This window comes from Streptomyces mesophilus, assembly GCF_040300965.1.
GTDB lineage: Bacteria > Actinomycetota > Actinomycetes > Streptomycetales > Streptomycetaceae > Streptomyces > Streptomyces mesophilus_A.
The window spans coordinates 1-13,172 of the sequence record NZ_JBEPEW010000036.1 but is presented as its reverse complement, the minus strand read 5'-3'; the positions used below and the strand labels follow the sequence as shown (position 1 = coordinate 13,172).

At 71.7% G+C, this 13,172-nt stretch carries 4 protein-coding genes and 2 pseudogenes; 1 reads left to right on the top strand and 5 read right to left on the bottom strand.

Features of this window, described 5'->3' with window-relative positions:
• Positions 1 to 64 precede the first annotated feature (64 nt).
• The 4 genes and pseudogenes from ABT367_RS41445 to ABT367_RS15670 form a co-directional block, all read right to left on the bottom strand.
• A pseudogene (locus tag ABT367_RS41445) lies at positions 65 to 1,342 on the bottom strand (amino acid adenylation domain-containing protein); the annotation flags it as partial.
• A 58-nt stretch (positions 1,343 to 1,400) separates the two neighbouring features.
• A pseudogene (locus tag ABT367_RS15680) lies at positions 1,401 to 1,755 on the bottom strand (IS110 family transposase); the annotation flags it as partial.
• A 181-nt stretch (positions 1,756 to 1,936) separates the two neighbouring features.
• Positions 1,937 to 5,350, bottom strand: coding sequence for a condensation domain-containing protein (locus ABT367_RS15675; protein ID WP_352253553.1), 3,414 nt, complete (start codon positions 5,348 to 5,350; stop codon positions 1,937 to 1,939).
• Positions 5,343 to 7,835, bottom strand: a complete 2,493-nt coding sequence (locus ABT367_RS15670) for an amino acid adenylation domain-containing protein (protein ID WP_352253551.1) — start codon at positions 7,833 to 7,835, stop codon at positions 5,343 to 5,345. The genes ABT367_RS15675 and ABT367_RS15670 overlap by 8 nt, the downstream gene beginning before the upstream one ends.
• 309 nt (positions 7,836 to 8,144) lie before the next feature.
• Here ABT367_RS15670 and ABT367_RS15665 point away from each other — a divergent pair, with 309 nt between their 5' ends.
• Positions 8,145 to 9,227 (top strand): serine hydrolase domain-containing protein, encoded by a 1,083-nt coding sequence (locus ABT367_RS15665; protein WP_352253549.1) that lies wholly within the window; start codon positions 8,145 to 8,147, stop codon positions 9,225 to 9,227.
• A gap of 109 nt (positions 9,228 to 9,336) precedes the next feature.
• Here ABT367_RS15665 and ABT367_RS15660 read toward each other — a convergent pair.
• Positions 9,337 to 13,172: SDR family NAD(P)-dependent oxidoreductase (locus ABT367_RS15660; RefSeq protein ID WP_352253547.1), on the bottom strand; the 3,836-nt coding region annotated here is incomplete at its 5' end.

The window sequence follows — 13,172 nt, the reverse complement described above, 5'->3', positions numbered from 1 at the left end:
CAACGACCGCGGCCTCGTTCACGCCGGGCATCGAGGCCAGCACGGCCTCTATCTCGTCGAGTTCGACCCGGTGGCCCCGGATCTTGACCTGTCGGTCGATGCGGCCGAGGAACTCGAGCTCCCCTGTTTCCGTCCACCGGCACAGGTCGCCGGTCCGATAGATCCGCTGCTCAGGGACCGGGCCGTCCGGCGCGAGGGTCGGGAAGCTCTGCCGGGTGCGCTCGTCGTCGTGGAGATACCCCCGGGCCAACTGGTGACCGGCGAGAGCCAGTTCTCCCGCCGTGCCGGCCGGCACCGGCTGCAGGAACTCGTCCAGCACGTATGCCCGCGCGCCCGGGACCGGGCTGCCGATCGTGATCGGCCCGCTTCCCACTTCGACGGCGGTGATGAACACAGTGGCCTCAGTCGGGCCGTACACGTTCACGACCCGCGGCGCGCAAGGAACATCGTGCAACCGCTCCACAAGGGAACGGGACAAGGCCTCACCGCCCAGCACCACACACCGCAACCCATCGGGCAGCGGGGCGGCCGCGAGCAGCGTCTTCATCGCGGACGGCACCATGATGGCCGTCCGCACGCGGTGCGCGGCGGGCAGCTCGCGCAGGGCGAGCGCGTTCTCGGACAGGACGACCGTGCCGCCGAGGATGAGCGTCCCCAGAATCTCCATCACCGAGGGGTCGAAGCAGACCGAGGTCGCGGCCAGGACGCCCGCAAGGTCCTCGTCGTCCAGGAGCCGGCTCATCGAGGCGGTCATCGCCACCACGCTGCGGTGCTCCACCGCCACACCCTTGGGATTCCCGGTCGACCCCGAGGTGTAGATGACGTAGGCGAGATCGCCGGCCGAGCAGGCCGCCGGGGACGCCGCCGGGCGGTCTGGAACCGTGTCGAGGCGCACGCGGTCGGGGGCCGCCGAGCACAGCGCCGCCGTGCCGGCGTCGACGACCACCGATGCCGCCCGGGAATTCTCGATCACGTAACGCACCCGATCGGCCGGGTAGGCGGGGTCCACGGGCACATAGGCGCAGCCTGCGCGCAGTATTCCCAGCAGAGTTGCGACCAGTTCCCACGTCCGGCCGAGACACACGCCGACGAGCGCCCCCGGCGCCACGCCCCGGGCTATCAGCTCCGCGGCGATCGCCTCCGCTCGAGCCCGCAGCCGCTCGTAATCGATATCGGCCGCCCCGTCCACGACGGCGATCCGGCCCCCCTGGCGCGCCGCGCGGGCCTCGAACTGCCCCCAGACGGTTTCGTCGGGACCGCCGCCCGCTCCGTGTGCGCGCGCCTGCCTGCGGTCCGGGTCGCCTGCTCGCCCGTGGACGGCCTCGTATTCGGCGTGATGCATCTCTGCTCCCAACCATCAGATTCTTGATCAGTTCGTCGAGCCTGTGCCGGGTGCCCGGCCTCGCCCGGTCCGCTTCTACGCCTGGCGGGCCGAGGATGAACGCGACCTTCGCGTCGGTCTTGGCCTCACCGGGATAGAGATCCGCGATCCGCCGCATCGTCAGGCCGGTAGGCAAGCAAGGTGGCAACCCACATCGCGGGCAACCACCAGTGGCAGGGCGTCGAGGGAAGCCACCTGGTCGACGAGGGCGGCGCCGTGCTTGGCCTGCAGTTCGGCGAAGACATCTCGGGGCTTGGGCTCACTGTCGGCAGCCGCCGGGTGAAGGTCTTATTGCCGGTCGGAGAGAGCGCAGTGGCGTGGTTCCCGCCCTTGCCGACGTCCAGGCCTGGGTGGACGTCGATGTCACCTGGTATCGATCACGTCGGGCATCCTTCGGTGCTGTTCACCCGGCCCTGCCACGGCGCCGAACGCCACATCCACATGGCAAAGACTCTCCCGAGCTGCGGAAAGGGTGGTGATCATGCACTTGATCAGCGGTCTGTAAGTGCATCCGGAGCCGGTGGCACCCCATGCACTCGACAAGGCCGGTCCCCGCTACGTCTTCAACCGCTGCCGGTCCGCCCGGAGTTGGCTGAAGCGTTCCGTACGGCCCGGTGCCCTGTGGCGGCGGTCCGGTGGTGCGTCCGCCGCGTCGGACAGGAAGGCGCTCAGCGCGCTCAGGTTGGGGTGCTGGAAGGCCGCCACGGGTGGGATCTGGCGGCCGAGTACGTCGGACAGTTCGGCAACCATCTGCAGCAGGGGAATGGAGGTGAGTCCGGCCTCGAAGAAGTTCTCGTCGCTCCGCAGCCGACGGCCGGCCACGCGCTCCGCGACTTCCTGCAGCCGGGGATCCACGTCCGGGTCCTGGCCGGCGGGTGTGACGACGGGTGTGACGGCCGGTGGAGGCGAGGCGGGTGCGGCGGTCTTGAGGTTGGCGGTCATCTCGAGGCGGTCCACCAGGTGGATACCGGCGGGCACCGCGCTGGCCGCGAGGGTGGCGGACAGATGGCTGCGCAGCCGGCCCTCGGTGAGGTCGGCACCCGAGGCCCTGCGCGCCCAGACGCGCACGGTCTGAGCGCCGTCCTGCCCGACGAGTTCGGCGACCGCGTCGGTGACACCCGTACAACTGCGGGCGGCCGCCTCCACCTCATGGAGGTCGAGTCGGTAGCCGTTGACCTGTACCTGACGGTCACGGCGTCCTGCATAGTGCAGTCGGCCCCGCGCATCCAGGCGGGCCAGGTCCCCGGAGTCGAGGTGGCGCCGGCCGTCGGCGCTCATGCCGAACCTGTCGTTGCCGCCCCCCAAGTAATCCCGTGCGATGTACGGGGCCAGGATCCGGATCTGCCCGGGACGCCCGACCTCGCACGGACCGCCGTGCTCGTCGACCACGATGACCTGTCGGCCCGGCAGAGGTGCACCGATGGGCAACTGCCCAGTGGCGGGAAGCGGTTCCCCCGCCCTCACTCGGTGTGCGGTGACGAGCTGAGGGGTCTCGGTGCACCCGTATCCGTTGACGATGTCGGCGTTCCGCGCCGCGGAGCGGATCAGCGCGGCGGTCGCGACCGGCAGGACCGCGCCGCCGCACACCACCACGCGCAAGTTGGGGAGCGCGCTGCCGTCGAGGGAGAGAGCGAGGTCGAGCAGGGCCGGCGTGGCATTGACAAAGGTCACCTCCTCTTGGCGGAGCCAGCCCGCCGTACGGGCCGGGTTGCGCAGTACCTCGGGCGGCGGCAGCGCGAGGGTGGCACCCGCCCGCAGGGCGAGCCCGATATCGCGCAGGGCCGGATCGTGGGCGGGTCCGCTCAGAAAGGAAATGGTGTCGTGCTCGGTGACGCCGAGCCACTGGGCGAGGTCGGCGAGTGCCTGGTCGAGTACCTCGGTGTCGACGCGTACGGCGAGCGGTTCGCCAGTCGTGCCGGAGGTGAACAGGGTGTGCCCGAAGCCGCTGGTGGCGGGGGCCCCGGTCGCGGTGGCAGGCCCCTCGCCCTGCCAGGGGTAGGCATGGGTCACGCCTGCCGTACTCGCCGCACTGGCGCGGCGGCTTTCGGGCCATTCGGCGTCCACGAGCACCGGGGCGACGTTCGCCTCCCAGCAGGCGAGCAGACGGACGACGAAGGTGCTGTCACGTCGTGCGGGCAGCGCGACGACGGCGGGACCCGATCCCGTCGTGTCGCGCAGGGTGGCGGCCTCCTGTTCGACCCGCGCCCACACCTGGCCGTAGGTCAGGGACCCTCGTGCGCCCCGCAGGGCCACCGCGGTGGGACGGCTGCGGGCGTGGTGGCGCAGCAGCGCGACGGTGCGCTGTGGTGACGGTGTGACCGCGGGCATCGCAGGTGCGGCCGCGTGGGGCGTGTACAAGGGCTGGTCGAGGTCCCGGGTCGCGCGCTGGGCGGATTCCGCGGTCTGCCGCAGGAACTCGGCCATGTCGGCGGGCTCGAACATGCCCTGTGGTGTCACCAGATGCAGCTGGTAGCGGTCGGCGTTGCGCCGTACGTAGAGTCCGAGGTCGAAGAGGGACCAGCGGGGCGGCAGGTCGTGTTCCTCGACGCTCATGCCATGGATCTTGGTGGGCGGTGCGGCCTGGGTGAGGTCGTTGAACCACACGCTGACGAGGGGGCTGCGCGCCGATCCGCCTCGGGGCAGCTCGAGCCGGTCCACGATGTCGTCAAAGCTCGGCAGCGTGTGCTCCGCAGCCTCGGCGTAGAAATTCTGGATCTTGCTCGCCTCGGTACGGAAGGTGCCTTCGGGATCGACGTCCAGTGGCAGGGGCAGCGTGTCCAGGAGGAAGCCGACCAGGCCGAGGTCCTCGAAGCGGCTGCGGCGCACGCTGGGGAGGCCGACGACGGCGGTGGCGGTGTGTCCGCGCCAGCCCGCCAGGACGACGGCAGTGGCGGTGAGCAGGAGGCCGGCGGGGGTGAGGCCATGGTCGCGGACGGCCTGGTCGAGGGCGTTCGAGGCCTCGGTGTCGAGCTCCAGGGTCCGGCAGTCGCCCGCGTACGTGGAAGGTGCGGTGCCGGCGGCCAGGGGCAGCGGAACGGTGGTCGGCACGTGCTGCAAGCGCTCCGTCCACCAGGAGAGGTCATCCTCACGGCGAGGGCTGTCGGCTGCCGCGTGCTCGTGGCGGAGATGTTCCAGGAGGCTGGGCGCCGGATCCGGCCAGTGCGGCGTGGTTCCGGTGGCACGCGCGGCATAGGCGGTGGCGAGATCGTTCAGGACGATGTCAGTGGCTCGCAGGTCGCTGATGATGTGGTGCATCACCAGGGCCAGCCAACTCTGGCCGGTGGACGGTGAGTAGATCAGCCCGGCCCGCCACAGAGGTGCTCTGTGCAGGGGAAGGGGGAGTTCGGCGAGGTCGTACAGGGCCGACTGCAGTGCGGCTGCGGGAGACGGGTCGTGGAGGACCTGCACGGTGAGAGGGGCGGGCCGGCCCTCGCCTACGACGAGTTCGGGATGTCCGGGCCGCTCCTCGACCACGGCGCTGCGCAGTGCCTCATGGCGGGTGACCAGGTCGTTGAGGCCGGTCCGCAGCACGGTGGGGTCAAGGCGTCCGTCCACGCGCAGCACTCGCACGACGTTGTACGCGGGTGAGGTGGGGTTGAGGCGGTGCCAGGTCCAGACCCGGCGCATGGAGGGGGGCAGGGCTTCCCTGCTGGGGGCGGGCCCGCTCGCCGTGGGCGGTGTCGTGGCGGCCACGGTAGCGAGCGGCTGGTCGGCGAGACGGCGTGCGACGAGGGCGACCAGTTCGTCCAGGGAGGGGTTGTCGCGCAGGACGGCCGCGAGCGGGATGTCCACGCCGAGGTCGGCGCGGAGCGTGGCAATCAGGCGGCCGGCTGCCAGCGACTGGCCGCCCGCGGTGAGAAAGCGCTGCTGGTCGGGCGGGACGGGTGACTGCCGGGTTCCGGGCAGGGTCGCATGCCATGCCCGGTGGGTCAGTTCGCGCACCTCGGCGTCGGTGTGTCGGTCAGCCATGGGTCGGTGTTCCCGTCTGTCGCGCCGGTGCCTCGCCGGCTTCTTCGTCCACGTCGTGGTGGGCTGCTCGCGCGGTGAGCGCGGCGCGGTCGACCTTTCCGTTCGGGGTCAGCGGCATGGCGGTGAGCGGCTGGAGCAACGAGGGCAGCATGTAGGAGGGGAGGCGTTCCGCGATGTGGGCGCGGAGGCGGTCCGCGTCCGTGGCGCCGCGTCGGTGTTCGGTGTAGAAGCCGGCGAGGGCCCGGACGCCGGCGGCGTCGACGGTGACCACGGTGGCTGCGGAGACGTCCGGGTGTGCGGCCAGCACCGCCTCGATCTCGCCGAGTTCGACCCGGTATCCACGGATCTTCACCTGGTGATCGCTGCGGCCCAGGAACTGCAGGGTGCCGTCGGGCCGCCAGCGGGCGCGGTCCCCTGTGGCGTACATGCGCTCGCCGGGGACGAACGGGTCGCTCACGAAGCGTCGAGAGGTCTGCTGCGGGTCACCGTGGTAGCCGAGGGCCAGGCAGGTTCCGGCGCTGTAGAGATCTCCTGGCTCGTCGATCGCCGTGGGCCGCAGGCTCTCGCCCAGGACGTACGTCCGGGTGTTGGGTATCGGCGCCCCGTAGGGAATGCTCGGCCACTGCGGGTCGACCTGGTCGATGACGTAGTAGTTCGACCAGACGGTCGTCTCGGTGGCGCCGCCCAGGGAGACCACGGACGCGGCGGGGAACAGCGAGCGGATGGTGTCCGGCATGGACACCGGGATCCAGTCCCCGCTGAGGAAGACCAGGCGCAGCGCCATGTCGTGGCCCGGCCCGGGGTCCTGGTCCGCGGAGGCCGCCGGTGTTGGGGTGAGGAAGGGCAGGACCCAACCGAGCATGGGGGGCGCCGAGTTCCAGAAGGTGATGGGTTCGCTGCGCAGGACCGCGGCCAGGCGGGCGGGTTCGGCTAGTTCGTCGTCGGTGGCCAGGCGCAGGGACCCGCCTGCGGACAGGACGCCGAACACGTCGTACACCGAGAGGTCGAAGCAGTACGAGGTGGTCTGCAGCAGGCGGTCCTGCGGGCCGACGGCGAAGCGTTCGTTGAGCAGGCGCACGAGGTTGGCCAGCGCCCGGTGGCCGACGGAGACGCCCTTGGGCCTGCCGGTGGAGCCCGAGGTGTAGATGACGTAGGCGGCGTCGTCCGGGGTGCACTGCAGGGGGAGCTCGGTGGCCGGCTGGTCTGCGATGTGCCAGGCCGTCCAGGTGTGCAGGCGCGCCGGGTCCGTCGCGGGCGCGACCCCGTCGTGGTCGGACCGTCGGCGCAGCACGGCGTCATAGCGTGACCGCAGTTCGTCGGGAAGCCCAGTGTCTGCGGTGCGGTGGACGATCTGCGCGTCGGTCCAGGGGCTGTCGTCCGGCAGGGTGAGCAGGTCTTCCGGGTCGATTTCCAGGAGATGGTCCACGGGCGCCGTGCCGGGGGGCAATAGGTCGGCGAGGACGAGGGTGCCGCCGGGCCGGACCTGGTCCGCGAGCCGCTCCAGGACGGTGCCGAGGTATCGGGGGCCGGGGAAATGCTGCACGGTTGCCGCCAGTACGGCGACGTCGTAGCCGCCGGCGAGCAGTTCGCCGACCTCGTCGGCGAAGCCTTGGGCCAGGTCGACGAAGAGGCCGTTGGCGGCTGCCCAGTCGGCGTTGCGGCGCACGGCCTCCTTGGACGCGTCCACACCGGCGTACAGGTCTACCTGCGGGGCCACCTGCTGCAGGACCAGGCCGGAACCGAATCCGACCTCGAGCACCGAGGACGGTCGCCCGTCCAGGACGAGCGCCGCCACGTGACGGGCGTAGGCCTCGGCGTCCTGCGCGGTGTACCGGTGGCCGCCGCCGAGGTCGAAGCCGGCAGCCTCCGCGATGTCGGTGCTGCTTACGATGGAGTCCCACAGCTCGCTCACGGCCTCACGGTCGGGCACGCCGGGGTGTTCGGCGGTCACGTCGAGCAGGACGACGTCGGTCAGGCCGGGGCAACTGCCCTGGTACTCCGGGACGTTCCGCAGATCGGCCTCGAGGCCGAGCAGAGCCCGGGCGCCCACCGCTTCCAGTACGTGACCGGCGCGGGCGGTGGGCCATGCGGGATCCAGCGGCACGTAGGCGGCTCCGGCCAGCGTCGCGGCGAGGAGCGCGGTGATGGTCTGCGGGGCATGACGCCCGACGACGCCGATACGGTCTCCGCGGCCGATCCCCCGCTGCAGCAGCAGCCGCGCCAGCCGTGTCGCATCGGCGTACAGGTGCCCGTAGGAGATCTCGGTGCCGTCGGCGGTGACCACGGCCGGTGCCTGCGGAGCACGCCGCACCTGGTCGGCGATGAACTGGAGGACGACGTCGTCGGAAGGCCAGGTCCGCAGTGTTCCCGTCCACTGCGCCGGCGGATACCGAAGGGCATCCTCGCCGGGGCCTTCCGGGTCCGCTGCCCCCTCCGGCTGTGGTGCGTTGGCATCCCGGCGCCCGTGTTCTTTGCCTGGCAGCATGCTTGACCTCCCTCGCTCACGGGGACCGGCCCGGTCACTTCTGTCGACGGCCCCTGCCCCGGCGCGCGCCCGGATGTCCATGCCCGTTCGCCCTGTGGAACCAGAACTCGATGGTGGCCGCGGCACCTCGCGGCGCCCTGGAGAGCTGATCGACCACGGTGGCAACGACCTGAACGCTGGGGCAGAATCGGCCGCCACGACCGGGCACCCCGCCCGCGCACGGCGGCATGGGCCGCCGGCCCCGGCATCAGCCTCCCGGTCGGCACGAGTCCTTCCCCATGCCTCGGCAATCCCGGTGAGGAGCCGTAGATGACACAACCGATGGAAGGCGTGAGCTCCGCACTGCGCCGGCTCGCCGCAGCGACCGGCAGTGACGACGGGCCGCTCGGCGTGCAGTTCTACGTATCACTCGACGGGGAACCGCTGTGTGACGTGGCCCTGGGCGACCGTCGGCCCGGCGGACGCCCCGTCACCAGCGACGACGTCTTCCCCTGGATGTGCGCCTGCAAGCCCGTCACCGTGATCGCCCTCGCCCAGCTGTACGACCAGGGGCAACTGACCACCGACACCCCGGTGGCCAAGATCGTCCCGGAGTATGCGGGCGTCGGCAAGCAGGATGTGACGATCCATCACCTCCTCACGCACACCGCCCTCCTCCCCCGCCCCGAGCGCGATCTGTGGACCGGCGACCGCGCCGCCGCACTGACCTGGGCATACGAGCAGCCCCTTCTCGCGGCCCCTGGGGAACGTGCCGCCTACAGCTCCTTCGACGCCTGGCTCGTGCTCAGCGAGGTCGTCGAGCGGCTCGTCGGCACCGACTTCCTCGACCACATCCGCACCCATGTGCTCGAACCGCTCGACCTCGGCGGGGCCTTCTTTGCCGGCCCGGGCCGTACACCGCCCGAGGACGTCCTCTTCGACCGATCGGCGGACAACTCCTTGACCCCGTCGGCGGACTTCGCCTTCTTCACCCGTCACGGATGGCCGGGTGTCGGCATGTGGGGAACGGCGGCCGAACTCGCCCGCCCCCTCGAATGCGTGGTCGCCGGCGGCACCTGGCGCGGGAACACCCTGATATCCCGTGAAGCCGTCGAGCACTTCTTCACACCTGTCCGCCGCGGCATCCCCGACGAGTCCTTCTCCGGCATGGAACTCACCTGGAGCCGCGGGCTGTGCACCGATCCCGCCTGGTTCGGTGCACACGCGAAGGCGAACGTGGCCGGGCACACCGCCGACCAGCGCACCTCCTTCGTTCTCGGCGACCACGATCAGCGCCTCGTCATCTCCTATGTCTCCAACACGGTCCTCCTGCAGCCGTCCGTACGCCGCCGCATGGACACCCTCATGCTCGTGGGAGACATCCTCGGAAGGAACCGAGGCTCCGGTCGCTGACCGCGGCCTGCCCCAGGGAGCTCCCCGTCGCCCGTCCCCTCTCGCGGGATCGTGCCGTCGCCGAGCGCGACGGCACGATCCCGGACCACGGTACGGGCGACGCGGGAGCTCAGGCGGTCCGGCCGACCTCCAGCGCTTCGGCCAGCGCGCCCAGCGTCGGGTACTCGAAGAGCGCCGCGATGCTCATCTCGACGCCGAACTCACCGCCCACCCTGCTCACCAGGTCGATCGCAGCCAGTGAGTCACCGCCGAGCGCGAAGAAGTCGTCCGCCTCCTCGACGACGGGCAGGCCAAGGGCCGCCACCCACAGCTCGCGCAGCCGTTCCACGACCGTGCCGTCCCCGGACGGTTCCTCCGCGCCCTGCGGTGCGCGGGCCGCCGACTCCTGCCGGCCGTCGGCATCCCGGTCGACGACACCTGCGGCCACGTCGTCCGGCGCGGTGACCAGGTCCGTCGCCGGTCCGGCCGCAGGCAGGCCGACCGGCCGGCCGTCGCGGAAGGGCCGCACCACCACATGGCCCGACACACCTCCGCCAAGCAGGCCCAGGGTCAGCTCCACACCCACCCGCGGATCCACCCCTTCGGCGGGGGCGAGCCCGCCGGCCTCACGGGACGCCGCCATACGCCGGTCTGAGACGGCGGACGGATCAGCCTCGGCCGCCGCCTCGAGACGCTCCTCGAAGTCCTCAGGCACACGCCGCATGGTGAAGCCCTCCACCGCGACCAGCACCCGGCCGTCCGGCGCGACCAGATCCACGTCGGCCAGCACCAGACCGTCCGCCGCGGGCCGCCGGCGTATATGGCTGTAGAGCAACGCCGGCAGCCGGTCGTACACCACCAACGAGCGGTACATGAACGGCAGACAGCGCCCGTCCTCCGCCAGTTCCCGCGCCCACGAGGTGGCGGAGTCCAACTGCGCCGGGTGCAGCGCGTGCTCCTCCAGATCCTGATGGAACCGCTCCGCGAGCTCGATCGTCAGGAGCTTCTCTGTACCCTGCGGGCCGCTGCCGCCCTGCATCCGCCGGAGGTTGTCCCAGCGGGGGCCGAAGGCGACCAGGCGGTTCACACCGGCCGACTCGGGAACCTCCAACGGCTCGCCGAGCTGGTCGCCGAGGGTCTCCAGGTCCACCGTGCGGGCCGGGGATTCGACGACGGCGGCCATGCCGGTGGCGTTGACCTCCTCCGCGCCACCGGACACCGGTGTCGAGCGCAGCGTGAACCGCCACTGCCGCTCCCCTGCCGGGTCGAAGGTCACGGCTACCCGGCAGGAACCGGTCACCGGCCGGGAGAACACCACCTCGCGGAGGGCCACCGTCTGGCCGGGATCGGCGCCGAAGGCCCGCACCACAAGGTCCAGACAGCCGGTGCCGGGCAACACGGGCCGACGGCCAGGCCCGACCCGGTGCTCGTCGAGGAACGGATATGTGTCGGCATCCAGCACGATCTCCCAACGGCGGCTTCCGCCCAGCCCGTTGGCTCCCTGGTCCGGGCCGCGCGTCGCCATCCCCACTGAGTTCCACGACGGCCAGCCCACGCTCAACCGCCCCGGACGCGTGGCCGCGTACGCGTCGAGGAACGCGTTGGCAACCGCGTAGTCGCCGCTGCCGACGAGTCCGTCCACGGCGGCCCGGCTGGAGAACAGCACGAACAGGTCCAGCGGCGGTCCGCCCGACAGCAACTCGTCGAGGAGCAGCGTGCCAAGGACCTTCGGGCGCAGTACGGCCTCGGCCTCGGCCGGCTCGCGCATCAGGAGCATGCCGTCACCGGCGACACCTGCCAGATGGAACACCCCGTTGACGGGACCCCACTGTGCGGTGACGGATTCGAGCACTCCCCGCATCGCGTCGGCGTCCACCACGTCCGCCGAGAAGATCCGCGCCTCGGCCCCCAACTCCTCCAGCTCGGCGACGAATCGATCCACATCCGGCGCCTCGGCCGCCGTGCGTCCGACCAGCGCGATCCTCGGTCGCAGACCGGTACGGGCCAGCCCGGCGGCGAGTTCCCGTCCCAGTCCTCCCAGTCCACCCGTGACCAGATAGACGCCCTGCCGGCGCAGGGCGGCCTTCGTGTCCCCTGCGGCCACGGCCCAGCCGCGCTCGGCCCGCACCCAGCGGCGGCCACGGCGTACGGCCACGACCTCCTCTTGCGGCAACGCCCCGATCTCCGCCACCAGGTCCGCCTCGTCGACTCCGTGACCGACGTCGATGAGGCGGCACTCGGCGCGCGGCTCCTCCCGCGCCAGCGTGCGGACGTATCCGTGCAGTGCGGCGTGCACCGGATCAAGTACCTCGCCGCCGGAGACATCCACCGACCGTGAGGTCAGGACCAGTACGCTCGGCAGACCGGCGCCGTGCGTTCCGCGCAGGCCGACCTGGACGAGCCCGTGCAGACTGCCGAAAAGACCGTCGAGCCGGCCGGCCACGGCCTGTGCATCCCCACCCGGCACCTCCGGCGGTGTCCAGGCGTGCACAAGACAGCTCAACTCCCGGTCCTTCTCCCGCAGGGAGGAGAACACTCGCTCCAGATCGGCGCGCACCCCGAGGCGCACCGTGAACCCTGTGCCGTCCGCCCCGAACTCCTCGCCCGCACGGACCGGCACGACCCGCAGACCCGCCTGCTGCAGCGCTGAGACCAACACCAGTGCGGCGTTCCTGTCCTCCGGCATGATCACCAGAGCGGTTCCCGGTCGGCGCGTGCGCACCGGCAGCAGGGGCCGCTCCACCCAGCCCACCCTGCTGAACGGACCGGCGGCATTGCCCGGGTCGGACGTGCCGGTATCCGGTGCCGCCACCGTCGCCCCGGCCGGCTGCCCGGCCTGCTCCGCCGCGCCGGCCTCGGGTGCCGGGCCGTGCCAGTAGCGCTGCCGCTGGAAGGCGTAGCCGGGTACCGGAACCCGCCGCAGCGGCTCATCACCCCGCAGCGCCGGCCAGTTGACCGGCTGCCCCTGCGTCCACAGGGCGCCCAGCGCGCTGAGCGCGACCCGCGAGTCCTCGCTCTCCGCCGCGCCCCGCTTGGGCAGGCTCGGCAGCAGCAGGTGACGTCCCGATGCCACATCCTGATGGCGGCGCACCAGGGACGTCAGCGTGTGTTCCGGCCCGACTTCGAGGAGCGCCCACTCGTCCTGTTCAAGAAGCCGCCCCAGCGCAGGGCCGAAACGCACCGGGCCGGTGAGCTGTTCAGCCCAGAAGCGGGGTGCGCGGGCTTCGTCCTCGGTGAGCAGGTCCGCGGTGGCCGCCGAGTACAGCGGGATCGCCGGCGCCGCGGCCTGCACGTCGGTGAACGCGGCTGCGAACCGGTCCACCGCTGCGTTCATCATCGGACTGTGGAAGGCGTGGGAGGTACGCACCGGCTGCGCCGGAACGCCCTGACCCGCCAGCACCCGTACCGTCTCCGCCACGGCATCGCGCGGACCGCTCAGGACGCTGTGTTCCGGCCCGCCCTCGACGGCGACCACCACCTCGTCGGGTAGCAGCCCGGCAAAATCCTCCAGGCGGCCGCGCACGGCGATCATGGCTCCTCCGGGCATGGCGGCCATCGCCTGGGAACGGGCCACCACCAGGCGGGCGGCGTCCGCCTGTGTGAACACCCCGCCGACCGCTGCGGCGACCAGCTCACCGACACTGTGCCCGAGCAGCGCGGCCGGCCGTACGCCCCAGGACTGCCACAACTGTGCCAGCGCGTACTCCACGCAGAAGAGCAACTGCTGGGCGACGGCGGTGTCCTGCAGCGCCCGGTCGTCGGGGTCCCGCCACACCCGCGCCACATCGCCGCCTGCCTGCTTCAGCAGGGCGAGACACTCGTCGAAGGCTGCGGCGAAGACCGGCTCGCTGCGATGCAGGCCGAAGGCCATCCGCGCGTGCTGCGCCCCCTGTCCGGGGAAGAGGAACGCCACCGGACGCGGACGGCGGCGGCGCTCTCCTCGTACGGGGCGCCGGCCGGCGCCTG

Excerpts from the sequence above, each read along its gene's own strand:
- ABT367_RS15665 (WP_352253549.1), top strand. The coding sequence starts at position 8,145 with ATGACACAACCGATGGAAGGCGTGAGCTCCGCACTGCGCCGGCTCGCC.
- ABT367_RS15670 (WP_352253551.1), bottom strand. The coding sequence starts at position 7,835 with ATGCTGCCAGGCAAAGAACACGGGCGCCGGGATGCCAACGCACCACAG.
- ABT367_RS15675 (WP_352253553.1), bottom strand. The coding sequence starts at position 5,350 with ATGGCTGACCGACACACCGACGCCGAGGTGCGCGAACTGACCCACCGG.